At 72.2% G+C, this 15,763-nt stretch carries 13 protein-coding genes; 3 read left to right on the top strand and 10 right to left on the bottom strand.

The features are described 5' to 3' along the window. Positions 1-20: 20 nt before the first annotated feature. The 8 genes from ABH937_RS15825 to ABH937_RS15790 form a co-directional block, all read right to left on the bottom strand. Positions 21-590 (bottom strand): hypothetical protein, encoded by a 570-nt coding sequence (locus tag ABH937_RS15825; protein WP_370218522.1) that lies wholly within the window; start codon positions 588-590, stop codon positions 21-23. Next, entirely contained in the window at positions 590-1,609 is a 1,020-nt protein-coding gene (locus ABH937_RS15820) for a DUF4129 domain-containing protein (RefSeq protein ID WP_370218520.1), read from the bottom strand. Before ABH937_RS15820 ends, ABH937_RS15825 begins: the two co-directional genes overlap by 1 nt. Next, positions 1,606-1,809 carry a hypothetical protein gene (locus ABH937_RS15815; protein ID WP_280689998.1) on the bottom strand — a complete coding sequence of 68 codons (204 nt, stop codon included), beginning with the start codon at positions 1,807-1,809 and terminating at the stop codon, positions 1,606-1,608. The genes ABH937_RS15820 and ABH937_RS15815 overlap by 4 nt, the downstream gene beginning before the upstream one ends. A gap of 187 nt (positions 1,810-1,996) precedes the next feature. After that, entirely contained in the window at positions 1,997-4,549 is a 2,553-nt protein-coding gene (locus ABH937_RS15810) for an ABC transporter permease (protein ID WP_370218519.1), read from the bottom strand. A 57-nt stretch (positions 4,550-4,606) separates the two neighbouring features. Further along, on the bottom strand, positions 4,607-5,368 hold the full coding sequence (locus tag ABH937_RS15805; protein ID WP_280689996.1) for an ABC transporter ATP-binding protein: 762 nt from the start codon (positions 5,366-5,368) through the stop codon (positions 4,607-4,609). Between the two features lie 255 nt (positions 5,369-5,623). Continuing rightward, positions 5,624-6,358: a succinate dehydrogenase/fumarate reductase iron-sulfur subunit gene (locus tag ABH937_RS15800; protein WP_280689995.1), complete on the bottom strand. Its 735-nt coding sequence runs from the start codon at positions 6,356-6,358 to the stop codon at positions 5,624-5,626. Continuing rightward, positions 6,355-8,370 carry a fumarate reductase/succinate dehydrogenase flavoprotein subunit gene (locus ABH937_RS15795; protein ID WP_280689994.1) on the bottom strand — a complete coding sequence of 672 codons (2,016 nt, stop codon included), beginning with the start codon at positions 8,368-8,370 and terminating at the stop codon, positions 6,355-6,357. Before ABH937_RS15795 ends, ABH937_RS15800 begins: the two co-directional genes overlap by 4 nt. Continuing rightward, entirely contained in the window at positions 8,367-9,104 is a 738-nt protein-coding gene (locus ABH937_RS15790; protein ID WP_280689993.1) for a succinate dehydrogenase cytochrome b subunit, read from the bottom strand. Before ABH937_RS15790 ends, ABH937_RS15795 begins: the two co-directional genes overlap by 4 nt. Before the next feature lie 84 nt (positions 9,105-9,188). Here ABH937_RS15790 and ABH937_RS15785 point away from each other — a divergent pair, with 84 nt between their 5' ends. Continuing rightward, positions 9,189-10,124 carry a LysR family transcriptional regulator gene (locus ABH937_RS15785; RefSeq protein WP_280689992.1) on the top strand — a complete coding sequence of 312 codons (936 nt, stop codon included), beginning with the start codon at positions 9,189-9,191 and terminating at the stop codon, positions 10,122-10,124. 248 nt (positions 10,125-10,372) lie between these two features. Further along, the gene (locus ABH937_RS15780) at positions 10,373-12,184 is read left to right on the top strand and encodes a hypothetical protein (protein WP_370218517.1); all 1,812 of its coding nucleotides are present in this window, start codon (positions 10,373-10,375) and stop codon (positions 12,182-12,184) included. A gap of 84 nt (positions 12,185-12,268) precedes the next feature. Here ABH937_RS15780 and ABH937_RS15775 read toward each other — a convergent pair whose 3' ends face one another. Both ABH937_RS15775 and ABH937_RS15770 read right to left on the bottom strand, forming a co-directional pair. After that, positions 12,269-12,661 (bottom strand): SCO5389 family protein, encoded by a 393-nt coding sequence (locus ABH937_RS15775; protein WP_280689990.1) that lies wholly within the window; start codon positions 12,659-12,661, stop codon positions 12,269-12,271. A gap of 215 nt (positions 12,662-12,876) precedes the next feature. Then, positions 12,877-14,928, bottom strand: coding sequence for a transglycosylase domain-containing protein (locus ABH937_RS15770; RefSeq protein ID WP_280689989.1), 2,052 nt, complete (start codon positions 14,926-14,928; stop codon positions 12,877-12,879). A 129-nt stretch (positions 14,929-15,057) separates the two neighbouring features. Between ABH937_RS15770 and ABH937_RS15765 the strand changes: the two genes are divergently transcribed. Further along, a complete protein-coding gene (locus ABH937_RS15765) occupies positions 15,058-15,708 on the top strand; it encodes a DedA family protein (RefSeq protein WP_280689988.1) in 651 nt (216 codons plus the stop codon). Positions 15,709-15,763 lie beyond the last annotated feature (55 nt).

Here is a 15,763-nt window from a genome sequence, read left to right as displayed (position 1 = left end):
TCGGCTCCGTGGCGCGGGGGTCAGAGCGCTTCGAGCCGGTCGATCAGCATGCTCAACTCCGCAGGTGACAGGACGTCTTCGGCCCTCGGATGCCCGGGGTCGATGAACTCCCAGGCCTCGGGGCCGACCAGGGCGGCGGCCCGTTCGGGCTCGGCGAGGAGCGAGACGCTGTGCCGCTCGGCGAGTTTGGCGGCGTACAGCCGGCGCAGGCGTCCGCGCAGCGGGTGCGGGAAGTCCTTCACGTCCAGCCCGTTGCGCACGGTCCAGCGCCAGTCGGTCAGGTTGGGGTCCTGGGTGCCCATCAGCCGCAGCCGGCGCCGGTACGTGCTGTCCTCGCTGCCGGCGCCCGCCACGTAGCGGGCGGTCAGCAGCGCGGCGCCGCCGAGCAGGACGGCGACCGCACCCAGCCCGGGGAGGCCGCCCACCAGGCCCGCCAGCAGCAGGGCGATCGGCACCAGTTGGCCGAGCACGACGAGGGTGTGCCGGGTCGAGCCGAGCTTGGTTCCGGCCGCCTTGCCGCCGATGGCCTCACCGGTGGCGCCGGCAGTGGTCCGGGCAGCGGTCCGGGCGATGGCGCGCTCGTCGGCCATCAGGGGCTCACCTCCGTCGACACGTCCTGGCGCTGGGCAGTGTCCTGGGGTTGGGCTCGCGCCGCCTGCTCGCCGAGCTGTTCGGCGATCGCGTCCAGTGCGGCGCGGGCTCGGCTCAGGTGGGTCTGGTCCATCGGGTGCCGGGAGAACCGGGCCTCGTGGAAGAGCGCGGTCAGGGCGCCGGCGTCCGTGCCGCGCAGGGTGCCCGAGGTGACCGCGCGGTCCAGCAGGTCGGTGGGGCTGTCGGCGATCAGCCGTTCGATGCCGGAGTCGGTCAGCGAGTCCTCCATCGCGGCGTAGCAGGCGATCACGGCGGCGCGCGGGTCCTCGCCCTGCAGCAGGGCCCGGCGGGCCGAGGCGACGGCGTCGGCCAACTCCCGCTCGTCGGTGCGCGTCCGCCGAACGCGGTGGCCGGCCGGCGGCTTCGGCAGCCGGCGCAGCCGGCGCCAGACCAGCACGGCGCAGGTCAGCACGGCGAGTACCGCGAGGATCGTGATGCCCAGGGCCAGGGCGCCCAGCAGGCCGTGCCCGCCGGCCCGGGTAGGAGGCGGCGGCTGGAAGGTGGGCAGCGGTCGTGGCGACCGCGAGTCCTCCAGGGCCGGCAGCGGCGGCAGCGGGAGATGCTTGGCGGTGGGGTAGAGGAACAGCAGCACCAGCGGCAGTCCGATCGCCGCCAGCGGGATCAGCCGCATGGCCGCCTCGCGCAGGCGGTAGGCGCGTGGTGGCAGGTCGACGAGGTGGCGAACCTGGGTCCGGTAGTACCGCAGGGTCCGTTCCAGCAGTACCAGCCAGCCGAGTGCCAGCAGGAGTACCAGTCCGAACTCGTCGTTGAGCGGTGCGCCACCGCCGGTGAGCAGGCCACCGGCCGGGCGCAGCTCCAGGGCCGCGAAGGCCAGGCCCGCCACCGCTCCGACGGCCAGTACCCGGCGCAGGGTGGCGGTGTGCGCGGCTTCGTCCGAACCGGGCCGCACCGGTCGCCCGGTGCGCTCGCCAGGGCCGGGCGCGTCCGGTGCCGTCATGGTGTCGTTCCCCGGGGGTCGGTCCAACGGCTGAACAGGCTGGCGCCCGGCCGCAGTTCCAGCGCGGCGAAGGCGAGTCCGGCCGCCGCACCGGCGGCCGGGGCCCGGCGCGCATTCGCCGGGCCTGACGCCGCGTCGGCGCCGGGCCGCTCGGACCACCAGGCCAGGTCGGGTCGGCCTGGACCGCTCCGTACTCTCATCGTGTCGCTCCCCCCGCACGGGTCCGCCCGCATTCCGGTGACGGCCCGATCGGTGTGCAGCTTGGCACAGTAGGCGAACCATTGTCAGCACCGGGTCGGCACCAGGTGCCCCGGAGCATCGGATGCCCCGGGGCACCTGTTTTCCAGCCGCTCCGGTGGCGCCCCCCCCGCGCCCGGCGGTGGCCCGTCAGCCGGTCCGGATGGCCTCCAGCACGTCCAGCCGGGCCGCCCGGCGGGCCGGCCAGACGGCCGCGAGCAGACCGACCAGCGCCGCCGCCGCGATGAAGCCGAGCACCGGTAGCGGCGGCACCACCGTGCCGAGGTGCTTGAAGCTGCCCGCGATGGTGCCGTTGCCGGCCCACGCCGTGAGGATCCCGAGCCCCACCCCGAGCACCCCGCCGAGCAGTGCGATCAGCAGCGACTCCAGCCGCACCATCCGCCGCACCCCGCGCCGGTCCAGGCCGACGGCGCGCAACATGCCGATCTCCCGGCGGCGTTCGAAGACCGACATGGCCATGGTGTTGACCACGCCCAGCACCGCGATCACCACGGACATCCCGAGCAGCCCGTACATGATGTTCAGGGCCGCGCTGAGCATCTGCCGGTGCTCCTTCTTCAGATCGGCCTGGTCCTTGACCGCGATCAGCGGGTTGCCGCCGGTGGCGTTCTGCAAGGCCTGCTTCAGCGCCGGGTCGGCCCCGTGCACGCCCTTGACCAGCACCTTGTCCGGACCCTGGCCGGCGCTGTGCGGGGCGATCAACTGGTCGGGGGCCAGCAGCCCGTCCACCACGGTGTTGTCGGCCACGATCCCGCCGATGGTCAGCCGCCCGGCGCTGCCGTCCGGGTAGACCACCGTCAGCACGTCACCCACCGCCGTGCCGTTGGCCTTCACATAGCCCTGGTCGACGAGCAGTTGACCGTGCGTCAGGGCGTCCGGCGATCCCGCCGTCGTCCGCAACGCGGCCAACTCGCCGATGCTGTTCGGGTCGACGCCGGTGATCCAGCGGGTGTCGTCGCCGACCTCGACCGGCACCTGGCGTACCACGCTGCTCGCGCTCACCCCGGAAGTCGCCGCGATCTGCGGGCCGACCTGGTCCGAGAGCTGCGCGAAGTTCTGCATGGCGACGGTGTAGTCGGCTTTCAGGTCGGTGCCGTCCGCCTGGTCGACGGCCCGGTTGACCGAGGCGCCGACCACGGTCAGCGCGGTGATCAGGGTGACCCCGATGGTCAGCGCGGAGGCGGTGGCGGCGGTGCGGCGCGGGTTGCGCAGCGCGTTCTCCCGGGCCAGCTTGGCGGGGCTGCCGTAGATCCGCTGCAGCGCGGGGGCGAGCAGCGCGATCAGCGGGCGGGAGAGCAGCGGGGTGAGGACGAAGACGCCGATCAGCAGCGCGCCCGCACCCAGCCCGACGGTGTTGGTGCTCCGGTTGCTCGCACCCAGCACCAGAAGTGCGGCGCCGGCCGCGCCGATCACCGCACCGATGGTGTTGCGGACCAGCAGGCTCTTCGGTGTCGCCGGTTGGTCGCCGTTGCTCATCGCGGCCACCGGGGCGATCCGCCCGGCCCGCCGGGCCGGCAGCCAGGCGGCCAGCAGGGTGACCAGCACGCCCACCGCGAGTGCGGTCAGCACGGTGCTGGCACTGACGATCAGCGGGCCGTCGGGCAGGTTGGCCTGCCCAGGGCCGTTCAGCACCCAGCGCAGCCCGGCGGCGATGCCGGTGCCGGCCAGCAGTCCGGCCGCCGAGGCCAGCAGGCCGACCAGCAGCGCCTCGATCAGCACCGAGCGGCCGACCTGCCGACGGCTGGCGCCGATCGCCCGCAACAGGGCCAGTTCCTTGGTGCGTTGGGCGACCAGCATGCTGAAGGTGTTGGCGATGATGAAGACGCCGACGAAGAGCGAGATTCCGGCGAAGACCAGCAGCGAGGCGCTCAACCCCTTGGTGGCCGCGCTGATCTGCCGATCCTGTTCGGCGGCCAGCTCCTGACCGGTCTGAGCGGTGAAGTCGCCGTTGCCCGGCAGGAGTCGGCGGACCTGGCCGAGCAGCGCCGAGGCGTCGGTGCCGGGCTTGGCGTGCACGTCGATCTCGTTGAACTGACTGGGCGTCAGATAGAGCCGCTGCGCGGTCGCGGTGTCGAAGGCGGCCAGCGAGCCGCCCGCCGTCACCCGCGGGTCGTCGACGTGCAGCAGGCCGGTCAGCTTCAGCTGCATCACCGGGCCGTTGACGGCCACCCGGACGGTGTCGCCGACCTGGTAGCCGCCCTTCCGTGCGGTCTCGGTGTCCAGCGCCAACTCGCCTGCGCTGGTGGGCCCGTGGCCCCCCGCGAGCGGATAGCGGGCGTCCTGGCCGTCGGCGCCCGGCACGTAGTTGGTGCCGGTGGTGGAGAAGCCGTCGCCGATCAACGCGCCCTTGCGGTCCGCGATCCCGGCGAAGCCGCTGACCACGCCACGGGCCTCGGCGGTACCGGGCAGGGCCGCGATCGCCTGCCTGGTCTGCTCGGTCAGGTGGCCCGCGTCGCTCCTGCGGGCGCCGCGGCTGTAGCCGTTGCTGACCGCGCCGTCGTCGCTGACCGAGACCGTGACGCCGGTGAAGCTCTTGGCGTTCTGCGATTTCAGGGCGCTGCCGAGGGTGTCGGTGAAGACCAGGGTGCCGGCCACGAAGGCGGTGCCGAGCAGCACGGCGAGGGTGGTCATGAGCAGGCGGGCCTTGTGGGCCAGGACGTTGCGCAGGGCGGTGCGGTACATGGAGCTTCCCTCGGTGTTCTCGGCTTCCTGCGGGACAGGCCGGACAGGCCCCAGCGGTCAGCGGCTGCGGGTGGCGCCGTCGAAGCGGCGCATCCGGTCCAGCACGGTGCCGGGGGTCGGTAGCGACAGCTCGTCCACGATCCGGCCGTCGGCCAGGAAGATCACCCGGTCCGCGTAGCTCGCCGCCACCGGGTCGTGGGTCACCATCACCACGGTCTGGCCGAGTTCGCGCACCGAGTTCTGCAGGAACCCGAGGATCTCCGCGCCGGCCCGGGAGTCGAGGTTGCCGGTCGGTTCGTCGGCGAAGACGATCGCCGGCCGTCCGGCCAGTGCGCGGGCGCAGGCCACCCGCTGCTGCTGGCCGCCGGAGAGCTGGGCCGGGCGGTGCGAGAGCCGGTCGGACAGGCCCACCGTCGCCACCACCCGCTCCAGCCAGGCCTGGTCGATCCGGCGCCCGGCGATGTCCATCGGCAGGGTGATGTTCTCCAGCGCGGTGAGCATCGGCAGCAGGTTGAACGCCTGGAAGACGAAGCCGAGCCGGTCACGCCGCAAGCGGGTCAGCTGCCGGTCGGAGAGGCCCACCAGCTCGGTGTCGCCGAGCCGGGCCGAACCGGAGCTGGCGTAGTCCAGGCCTGCCATGCAGTGCATCAGGGTCGACTTGCCCGAGCCGGAGGGACCCATGATCGCCGTGAACTCGCCGGGCCGGAAGGTCACGCTGACCCGGTCCAGCGCCACCACCCTGGTCTCGCCGGAGCCGTAGACCTTGCTCAGCTCTCTGGCTTCGGCGGCGGCTCTGGCGGGGGCGAGGGTGAGGGTCATGGCGGTGCTCTCCGGGGGACGGTGCGGGGCGGCCGGGGCTCGGTCGGCTCCGCTCCATCCTGGTGGCCACAAGTGCGCCATCCGTCGCTCCGGCGAACGGTTGTCCGATCTCCGGCCGGAGGGGCGGCGGGGAGGGTTCTCCTCCTCAGGGATGACCCGCCCCTGAAATGCCGCCCCGGCCGCAACCGATCGGCCCGCCCGACCGTCGGTACTGCACTGTCCGCAGCTCACGGGCGGTCCGTCACCGCCCGCCCGTCACCGCCCGCCCCGCAGGAACTCCCGGTTCAGCGTGCCGATCGCGTTCAGCCCGATCCCCTTGGGGCAGGCGCTGGCGCACTCGCCGGTGTTGGTGCAGCCGCCGAAGCCCTCGGCGTCCATCGCGCCCACCATCGCCCGCACCCGGCCGCGCCGCTCCGGGGCGCCTTGCGGCAGCACGTTGAGATGCACCACCTTGGCGGCGGTGAAGAGCATCGCCGAGCCGTTCGGGCAGGCCGCCACGCAGGCGCCGCAGCCGATGCACTCGGCGTGCTCGAAGGCCAGGTCGGCGGCCTCCTTGGGGACCGGGGTGGCGTGCGCATCGGGAGCGCTGCCGGTGGGCGCGGTGATGTAGCCGCCCGAGCCGATGATCCGGTCGAACGCCGAGCGGTCCACCACCAGGTCCTTGACGACCGGGAAGGCCGCCGAGCGCCACGGCTCGACGTCGATCACCTCGCCGTCCTGGAAGTGCCGCATGTGCAACTGGCAGGTGGTGGTCCGCTCGGGGCCGTGTGCCTGGCCGTTGATCACCATGCCGCAGGCGCCGCAGATGCCCTCTCGGCAGTCGTGGTCGAAGGCCACCGGGACCTCGCCGCGCAGGATCAGTTCCTCGTTGAGCGTGTCCAGCATCTCCAGGAAGGACATCTCCGGGCTGATGCCGCTGACCTGATAGGTCGTCAGTTCGCCTGGCGCGTCAGGGCCGCTCTGCCGCCAGATCCGCAGGGTGAGGTTCATGCGTAACTCCGCTGGGTGGGGTGGACCTCGGTGAAGGTCAGCTCTTCGCGGTGCAGGACGGGAGCGCCGCCGGTGAACTCCCAGGCGGCGACGTAGCCGAACTCCTCGTCCTTGCGGGCGGCTTCGCCGCCCGGGGTCTGGCTCTCGGTGCGGAAGTGACCGCCGCAGGACTCGGTGCGGTGCAGCGCGTCCAGGCACATCAGCTCGGCCAGCTCGAAGTAGTCGACCAGGCGATTGGCCTTCTCCAAGGTCTGGTTGAGCTCCTCGCCGCCGCCCGGGACGGCCAGCCGCCGCCAGAACTCCTCGCGCAGCTCGGGGATCCGGGCCAGCGCCCGACGCAGGCCCGCCTCGTCCCTGGCCATCCCGCACTCGTCCCAGAGCAGTTCGCCCAGCTCGCGGTGGAACGACTCGGGCGTCCGGTCGCCGTCCACGGCCAGCAGCCGCTTCAGCCGGTCCGACACCTCGGCCAGCACGGTGGTGAGTTCGGGGTGGTCGCCGGGCACCGGCGCGCTCGGCACCTGGGCCAGATAGTCGGCCAGGGTGGCCGGCAGCACGAAGTAGCCGTCCGCCAGGCCCTGCATCAGCGCGCTGGCGCCGAGCCGATTGGCGCCGTGGTCGGAGAAGTTGGCCTCGCCGATCGCGAACAGGCCCGGCACGGTGGTCTGCAGGTCGTAGTCGACCCAGAGCCCGCCCATCGTGTAGTGGATCGCCGGGTAGATCCGCATCGGCACCTGGTAGGGGTCCTCGGCGGTGATCCGCTGGTACATCTCGAACAGGTTGCCGTACTTGGCCTCGACGGCCGCCCGCCCCAGCCGGGCGATCGCGTCGGCGAAGTCCAGGTAGACCCCCTGTCCGCCGGGACCGACCCCGCGTCCCTCGTCGCAGACGTTCTTGGCGGCCCGGGAGGCGATGTCGCGCGGCACCAGGTTCCCGAAGGCGGGGTAGATCCGCTCCAGGTAGTAGTCCCGCTCGTGCTCGGGGATCAGCTCCGGCGAGCGGGTGTCGCCAGCCGTCCTCGGCACCCAGATCCGTCCGTCGTTGCGCAGCGACTCGCTCATCAGGGTCAGCTTGGACTGGTGGTCGCCCGAGCGCGGGATGCAGGTCGGGTGGATCTGGGTGAAGCACGGGTTGGCGAAGTAGGCGCCGCGCCGGTGCGCGCGCCAGATCGCGGTGGCGTTGGAGTTCTTGGCGTTGGTGGACAGATGGAAGACGTTGCCGTAGCCGCCGGTGGCCAGCACCACCGCGTCCGCCAGGTAAGCGCTGACCTCGCCGGTCACCAGGTCGCGGGCCACGATGCCGCGGGCCCGCCCGTCGACCACCAGCAGGTCGAGCATCTCGGTGCGGGCGTGCATCTCCACGCTCCCGGCCGCGATCTGCCGCGACAGCGACTGGTAGGCGCCGAGCAGCAACTGCTGTCCGGTCTGGCCGCGGGCGTAGAAGGTGCGGGAGACCTGGACGCCGCCGAACGAGCGGGTGTCCAGCAGCCCGCCGTACTCCCGGGCGAACGGCACGCCCTGGGCCACGCACTGGTCGATGATCTCCACCGAGACCTGCGCCAACCGGTGCACGTTGGACTCCCTGGCTCGGAAGTCGCCGCCCTTGACGGTGTCGTAGAAGAGCCGGCGGATCGAGTCGCCGTCGTTGCGGTAGTTCTTGGCGGCGTTGATGCCGCCCTGAGCGGCGATCGAGTGAGCCCGCCTGGGGGAGTCCTGGAAGCAGAACTGGACCACGTGGTAGCCCTGCTCGGCCAGCGTGGCGCCGGCCGCGCCGCCCGCCAGGCCGGTGCCCACCACGATCACGGTCTTCTGGCGCCGGTTGGCCGGGTTGACCAGCTTCGCCTCGAACCGGCGCCGGTCCCAGCGCTCGGCGATCGGCCCGGCGGGCGCCTTGGCGTCGGCGATCGGCTCGCCCACGGTGTAGTCGGCGCAGGCGGCGGTCGGGTTGTCGGCAGCCGGGTTGTCGGCGGTCGAGCTGTCGGTGGTCGAGCTGTCGGTGGTCGGGTTGGAGGTCATCGCACGATTCCCGTCATCACGGCGATCGGAACGGAGAGGAAGCCGGCCGTCAGCACCAGTGCCAGCAGGTTCGCGGTGAGCTTCAGCGCCCGGTCCCGGCCCGGGCTGTTGGCCCCCAGCGTCTGCGCGGCGCTCCAGAACCCGTGCCGCACGTGCAGCCCGAGCGCGAGCATCGCCACGCAGTAGATCCCGCCGTCGTACCAGGTGCGGAAGGCGCCCACGATGTTCTGGTAGGGGTGCCCCGGGTCGGCCACCGGGTTCACGGTCAGCGTGGTCAGGTCGAGGATGTGCCAGACGATGAAGAGCGCCAGGATCACCCCGCCCCAGCGCATGGTCCGGGTCGCGTAGCTCTGCCGGGCCCGGGTGCGCCGGGCCCCGCTGTGCTGATAGCCGGTCGGCCGGGCGGCCAGGTCGCGGCGGCTCAGCTGGTAGGCGGCCACGCCGTGCACCACGACGGCGGCCACCAGCGCGACCCGGGCGATCCAGAGGAACCACGCGTGGCCGAGGAAGGGCTGGCCGATGGTGCGCAGCCAGGCCGCGTAACCGTTGAGCTCGCTCGCGCCGAAGAAGATCTTCAGATTGCCGATCATGTGAAGGACCAGATAGCCCAGCATCACCAGACCGCTGACCGCCATCGCGGCCTTCTTGCCGACGGTCGAACCCCACAGGATCGCCAGGGTGGACCGGGCCCGCGCTGCTTCACGGCGCGGCCGTGCTCCCGTTGTCACTGCCATGTTCAGCACGGTAGGGAGCCGACCGGTGATCCGTCCAAGACAGCTTCCGGCTCGTGACGATAGTGAACGCCTATGCTGGCCGGTATGCAGCTCCAGCAGCTCCGCTACTTCGTCGCCGTCGCCGAACTGCGGAACTTCACCCGCGCCGCCGAGCAGACGCATGTCGCGCAGCCCTCGCTCTCCCAGCAGATCCGCTCGCTGGAGCGGGAGTTGGGAGCCGAACTGTTCCACCGTGCCCGCGGCCGGATCGCCCTCACCGACGCGGGCGCCGCGCTGTTGCCGCTGGCCCGCCGGATCCTGGCGGACGCCGAGAGCGCCCGGCTCGCGGTGCAAGAGACGGTGCAGCTGCGCCGCGGCCGGGTCCGGCTCGGTGCCCCGCCGAGCCTCTGCACCAGCCTGGTCCCCGACGTGCTGCGGGCGTACCGGGTCCGGTACCCGGAGGTCGAACTGATGGTCCGCGAGGACGGCTCGCGCGACCTGGTCCGTACCTTGGCGGCCGGTGAACTCGACCTCGCGCTGATCATCACACCGCAGGCCGGACCGGCGCCCGGCCTCGCGGTCACCGAACTGCTCTACGAGGACCTGGTGCTCGTCTCGGCGACCGCCCCCAGGCGTCGCCAGGCCCGGATCGAGGACCTGCGCGGGCAGCCCCTGGTGATGTTCCGTGAGGGCTATGACCTGCGCGAAGCCACCCTGGCGGCCTGCCGGGCGGCCGGGTTCGAGCCCGAATTCTCGGTGGAGGGCGGCGAGATGGACGCCGTGCTCGGTTTCGTCCGGGCAGGCCTGGGGCCCGCGGTGCTGCCGGGCATGGTGGCCGCCCGCAGCGGACTGGCCGTCACCCCGTTCGCGGCCCCGGGGATCGGCCGGGTGATCGCCCTCGCCCGCGGCGCCGAACTGCCGCTCAGCCGCGCCGCCGCCGCGCTGCACCAGGTGCTCCTCGACCACCTCGCCCAGGCCGGAACGGCGGGCGCGCTGCCGCCGGGCACCCGGCTGCTGACACCCAGGTCGGACCACATCTGACGGAGTGTCAGCTGATCACACCGGGGGGGCGGGGCGCGCCACAGGCGCGCTCGGTGGGCCGGGTGCGTGCAAGCCTCGAACGGCCACCCGTATCCTGGCCTACCAGCACGGACGTCGGTGCGCGGGAGCTGTTCCACCCGCCCCGGCCGCCGTTCGTACGTTCCACCCGCCGCAGCTCTTCCCCCTCAACCTTCCCCGACAGCCTGCCCCGCACTCGAACCGGACGGTTCTCAATGACAGTACTTCCCGTGCAGAACGCCGATGTACCGCCGCAGGACCGCTCGGCCGGTCCTGCCGACGACCGGACACCGGAGCGCACCTCGGACCTCGCGCCGGACCTCCGTGACGGCCTGCTCCGTTACGCCGACCTGGGCGGTTTCACGCTGGCCGCCGACACCCATGCCTGGTACGCCGCCGCCGACACCGTGACCGGGCCCGAAGAGGCCCGGGCCGCGTCCACCGTCCTCGCCGAGGTGCGCGGTTGCGACCTGAGCGTGCTGCGCGAGGCCGCCGCGCTGCTGGCCGGCGAGGCCGCGCTGCGCGCGCCGGCCACGCTCGCCGAGGTCCTGACCCTGCTGGCGCTGCTCCGCCGGGTCCGGGAGACCGCCACGACGCTGCGCTCCGGCGCCTACGAGGCGGACCTGGACGCGCTCGCGGCGGCCACCGCCAACGGCAGCTGGCGCAAGGAGCGGGGCCTGCGGATCTCCTGGGGCCGACGCCGCAAGCTGCGCGCCGAGGCCAAGCGCCTGGCCGTCGCGGACCGCCCGCGTCGCGACGCGCTGCACCTGGCGCTGGTCGCGGCCGCCGCCGAGCACAGCGAGTGGCAAGCGCTTTCCGCTGCGCCGGGCACCACCGCCCGCCCGGTCGACGCCGAGCTGCTGGAGAGCACCGGGCTGGCCGCCGACACCCTGGTCGGCGCCCTGCGCGGCCTCGGACGGCTGCTGGCGGACCGTGAGCTGACCGAGCTTTCGTTCGCCGAGCTGGGCGACCTGGTGGACGCCCTGGCCGCCGACGAGGGCACCCTCTTCCGCCTCCCGGAGCTGCGCACCCTGCGCACCGCGCTGGAGGACGGTGGCCTGACCGAACTGCTCGCCGAGCTGACGGAGGACCGCGCGGACCGCGCGGCGGCCCTGGCGGCGTACCTCCGTTCGGAGGGCGAGGACGTGGCCGAGGCTACGGCCGAGGACGAGGGCGAGGACGAGGGGACGGTGGAGGCTGCGGCGCTGGTCGCGGACGTCGCCGAGCCCGAGGTCGAGTCCGAGCCGGAGATCGAGTTGCCGGCGCAGTCCGTGGCAGAGCCGGTGGCCGAGGTGGCCGAGGTCGAGGTCGTCGAGGCGGTACTGCCCGCGCAGTCCGTGGCGGAGCCCGAGATCGAGTCGGTGACCGCTGAGCCCGAGGCTGAGGTCGTGGTCGAGCCCGAGGTCGAGCCCGAAGCCGTGGTCGAGCCGGACGCTGACGCTGACTCCGAGGTGGAGCCCGAGATTGAGGCCTCTCAGCCGGTCGAGGCCATTGTCGAGCCCGAGCCGCTGGTTGAGGCCGAGACCGAGGCAGATGTCGAGTCGGCGGCCGACGTTGTCGCCGAGCCGGCCGTCGAGCGAGAGGTCGCGCCGGAGCCCGAGCCCGAGCTGGTCGTCGAGTCCGAGCCTGAGGCTGTGACGCTGCCCGAGCCCGAGCTTGAGGCCGAGCCCGCCGTCGAGGCCCCTGCCCCGGTGGAGGAGCTCCCCGCCCCTGCCGACGAGCCCCTCGCCACGGAGGAGCCCGCCGCCGTCGAGCCGGCCGTTGAGGAGCCCGCTGCCGAGGAGCCCGCCGCCGAGGAGGTCGACCCCGCCGCCAAGCGCTCGCGGCGCCCGAAGCGGCCCGAGCTCACCCCCGGCCGCCCGATCACCGCCTACTCCGCCGACGAACTCCTGGCGCTGGTCCGCTGGATCGACAGCGACTACGTCGAGCGCACCGACGACGAGCTGCTCCGCGCCGCCATGAAGGAGCTGGGCTTCGCCCGCCTCGGCCCCCGGATCAAGGAGGCCTTGGCCACTGCCGTCACCGCCGCCCGCGCGGCATAAGCAGGCACGCGACACAATGGGGCCCGGCCCGAGCGAGTCACCCTTCGCTCGGGCCGGGCCCCGGTCATGCGGCCGCTCGCCGGTTCAGCAACTGCGCAGCTCGGGCGTCTGGTTGAGCAGCTGCGCGCGCATCGAGACGAACGACTGGTACGCCGCCCCCTGCTCCGCCCCGACCGGGAAGACCGCCACCCGGTGGCAGTTCATGAACGCCAGCCGCACCCCGAAGTGCCGCTCCAGGCTGCCTCGGATCGAGTCGCTCGCCATCGCGCGCAGCAGCTGCCCACGCTCGGCGTCCGACGGCGGCTCCTCGTGGTTGTCCGCGAACGGCGCCCCGCCGGAGGCCAGTTCACCGGTGAGTCGCTCGACCATCTGGTAAGCGAAGGGCAGCGAGTCGCGGACGGTGGCGACGAAGTCGGCTTCGGCCACCTCCCCGGCCTCGGCCTGGGCGAGCAGCTCGGGGGAAACGGTGAGGGACATGCGGAGGCTCCGACCATCAGCGCAGTAGAAATGAAATCCATTTCCACTTACCGCCACTGATCGTGGCCCAGACCTGACGCCCTGTCAACCGACACCCCGACCTCGACACCCCGACGCCCCGGCGGCCCGTACCCTGACCCCCGCCCCACGCAAAAGCCGCCCCGGACCCCGACGCGAGGTCGGTGCCCGGAGCGGCCGCGATGCCCGGAAAGCGCTTACTGCAGCGGCACCGAAGGCAGCGAGCTCGGCGGCGTCCCCTGCAGGGCCCCGCTCATCGCACCGTTCCAGATCGGCCCGGCCAGCGTGCCGCCGAAGGCCTGCGCGACGTACTGCCCGCCGATCCGCTGCCCGTCCAGCGAGGTCGTGCCGTTGTCGTCACTGACCACGGTGGCTCCGGACAGCTCGGGCGTGTAGCCGACGAACCAGACCTGGTTGCCGTTGTTGGTGGTACCGGTCTTGCCCGCGTTGTCGCGGTCGGTCAGGCCGGCCGGCGCGCCGGTGCCGTCCTGCACCACGCCCTTCAGCATGGTGCTCACGGTGTCCGCCGTGTTGGCCGACATCACCTGGCTGCACTGGCTCTGCGGCACGTCCACCGACTTGCCGTCGGCGTTGGTCACGCTGGTGATCGCGGTCGGCGCGCAGTAGGTGCCGTGCGCGGCGAAGGTGGCGTACACGCTGGCCATCTCCAGCGGGGTCAGGTCGTTGCTGCCCAGCGCCATCGAGGGCACCACCTGGAGCTTCTCGCCGCCCGCCTGCTGGGTGATGCCCATCTTGTTGGCCATCTGCGCGACGTTGCACAGCCCGGCGTCCGCCTCCAGCGAGGCGAAGTAGGTGTTCACCGACTGCGCCATGGCCGGCCCCATGGTGAACGGGCCGACCAGCGAGGTGCTGTCGTTGTGCACGGTGCTGCTGGGGTTGGACTTGAACTTGCCGCCGTTGCAGTCGGTCATGGCCGGCCACGGCATGCTGTACGGCGAGGGGTAGGACTGCGAGGGCACGATGCCGTTCTCCAGCGCCGCGGCCGCCACGATCGGCTTGAAGGTCGAGCCGGTCGGGAAGCCCAGGCCGCCGCCCATCGCCTTGCCGACGTTCAGGTTGATCTGGGTCTGGTTGGCGCTGACGCCGTACGGCCGGCTCTGGCCCATCGCGATGATCTTGCCGGTGCCGGGCTGCACCTCGGTCATCGCGGTCGCCGCCTTGTCGGTGGCGTAGACGTGACTGGTCACCGAGGACTGCAGGGCGGCCTGCGCCTTGGGGTCGAGCGTGGTGTGGATCTGCAGCCCGCCGCGCTGCCACAGCGCCTGCCGGGCCGCCGAACTCGAGCCGAAGGCCGGGTCGGCGAGCACCTGGTTCTTCACGTAGTCGCAGAAGAAGCCCTCGCCCTGCTGCGCCGTGATGCACCCCTGCTGCGGCTTGCTGACGTTCAGCGTGATCGGCGTGTTGATCGCGTCGTCGGCCTGCGCCTGGGTGATCGTCCCGTACTGCGCCATCTTCTTCAGCACGGTGTCCCGCCGCTCCTTGGCGGTCTTCGGGTTGACGATCGGGTCGTACCCGGTGGGCGACTGCACCATGCCGGCCAGCAGCGCGGCCTGCGGCAGCGTGAGGTCCTTGGCGTGCACGCTGAAGTACCGCTGGGAGGCGGCCTCGATCCCGTACGCCTGTTCACCGAAGAAGGTGATGTTCAGGTAGTTGGTCAGGATCTGGTCCTTGCTCAGGGTCTGCTCGACCTTGATCGCGTACTTCATCTCCTTGATCTTGCGACCCACGTTCTGCGCCTGGGCCGCCTGCACCGCCGCCGGGTCGTCCCCCGCCTCCTCGACGAAGACGTTCTTCACGTACTGCTGGGTGAGCGTCGAGGCCCCCTGGGTGCCCGAGCCCGAGGCGTTGTTGTTCAGCGCCCGCAGCACGCCCTTCACGTCGATCGCGCCGTGCTGGTAGAAGCGGTTGTCCTCGATGTCCACCAGGGCCGACTTCATCAGCGGGGATATCTGGTCGCTCGGCACCACCGTGCGGTCGCGGTCGTAGACGGTGGCGATCACGCCGCCGTTCGCGTCGTAGATCGTGGAGGCCTGCGACAGCGGGGGAGCGGTGAAGTCGTCGGGCAGACTGTTGAAGTCGCCGACGGCGCTCTTCGCGCCCAGTCCGACCCCGCCTATCGCAGGCAGTGCCAGCCCCGCGGTGAGTGCGCCGGCCACCACGCTGACGCCCAGGAACGTGGCGGTGAGCTTGGTTTTGTGGACGAACGAGCCCTTGTGCGACGAAGACATGCATCGAAGCCTATGCACGAAAGATGAGTAAATCGGACCAATCGGCGCGCGGTAGATGTCACAAGCCTGCGACAATATGCCCCAAATGATCACCAAGGGGTTGGATCATGAGAGCGGAGGTATCGCCCCATGATCGCCACCACGCCACCGCACACCCCGGTACTGCCGGGCCCACTGGCCGCGCTCGCCCCGTTCCTCTCGCACTACGGCTACCTGGCCGTCGGCCTGCTGGTGCTGCTGGACAACGCCGCCATCCCGGTCCCCGGGCAGACCGTGCTGATCCTCGCCGCCGTCTACGCCGGGGCCGGCCAGCTGAACCTCGCGGCGGTGATCGTGGTCGCGGTGGTCGCCGCGGTGGCCGGCGGCTGCGTGGGCTACCTGCTGGGCCACTACGGCGGGCAGGCTCTGGTGCACCGCTACGGGCGCTACGTCGGGCTGACCGGCGCCCGGCTGCACAAGGCCGAGGACTTCTTCGAGCGCAACGGCGGCAAGGTGGTCCTGGTGGCCCGCTTCATCGACGGGCTGCGCCAGACCTTCGGCATCATCGCCGGCACCACCGGGATGCCCTGGCGCCGGTTCCTGCTCTGGAACACGCTGGGCGCACTGCTCTGGGTCGGCGTCTGGAGTACGGCGGGCTACCTGGCCGGCAGCAACATCGACCAGGTCTACCGGACGGCGCTGCGCTACCAGCTCTACCTGCTGCTGGCCGTCGCCGCGCTGCTGCTCGCCCTCGGCGCCCGGCACGCGCTGCGCTGGTACGAACGCCGACGCCGCCGCTGAGGGGTACGGCCTCAGCGGCGGCGGCGTGGCGTGGCGCAGGTCGCGCGGTCCGTTC

Origin of the sequence: Kitasatospora sp. GAS1066B (assembly GCF_041262605.1) — a bacterium.
Classification (GTDB): Bacteria; Actinomycetota; Actinomycetes; order Streptomycetales; family Streptomycetaceae; genus Kitasatospora.
The sequence above is the reverse complement of the archived record's forward strand: the minus strand, read 5'-3'. Positions and strand labels throughout refer to the sequence as shown.

Bases quoted from the DNA above. Each gene is read 5' to 3' on its own strand.
- ABH937_RS15825 (WP_370218522.1), bottom strand. From the start codon at position 590: ATGGCCGACGAGCGCGCCATCGCCCGGACCGCTGCCCGGACCACTGCC.
- ABH937_RS15820 (WP_370218520.1), bottom strand. From the start codon at position 1,609: ATGACGGCACCGGACGCGCCCGGCCCTGGCGAGCGCACCGGGCGACCG.
- ABH937_RS15815 (WP_280689998.1), bottom strand. From the start codon at position 1,809: ATGAGAGTACGGAGCGGTCCAGGCCGACCCGACCTGGCCTGGTGGTCC.
- ABH937_RS15810 (WP_370218519.1), bottom strand. From the start codon at position 4,549: ATGTACCGCACCGCCCTGCGCAACGTCCTGGCCCACAAGGCCCGCCTG.
- ABH937_RS15805 (WP_280689996.1), bottom strand. From the start codon at position 5,368: ATGACCCTCACCCTCGCCCCCGCCAGAGCCGCCGCCGAAGCCAGAGAG.
- ABH937_RS15800 (WP_280689995.1), bottom strand. From the start codon at position 6,358: ATGAACCTCACCCTGCGGATCTGGCGGCAGAGCGGCCCTGACGCGCCA.
- ABH937_RS15795 (WP_280689994.1), bottom strand. From the start codon at position 8,370: ATGACCTCCAACCCGACCACCGACAGCTCGACCACCGACAGCTCGACC.
- ABH937_RS15790 (WP_280689993.1), bottom strand. From the start codon at position 9,104: ATGGCAGTGACAACGGGAGCACGGCCGCGCCGTGAAGCAGCGCGGGCC.
- ABH937_RS15785 (WP_280689992.1), top strand. From the start codon at position 9,189: ATGCAGCTCCAGCAGCTCCGCTACTTCGTCGCCGTCGCCGAACTGCGG.
- ABH937_RS15775 (WP_280689990.1), bottom strand. From the start codon at position 12,661: ATGTCCCTCACCGTTTCCCCCGAGCTGCTCGCCCAGGCCGAGGCCGGG.
- ABH937_RS15770 (WP_280689989.1), bottom strand. From the start codon at position 14,928: ATGTCTTCGTCGCACAAGGGCTCGTTCGTCCACAAAACCAAGCTCACC.
- ABH937_RS15765 (WP_280689988.1), top strand. From the start codon at position 15,058: ATGATCGCCACCACGCCACCGCACACCCCGGTACTGCCGGGCCCACTG.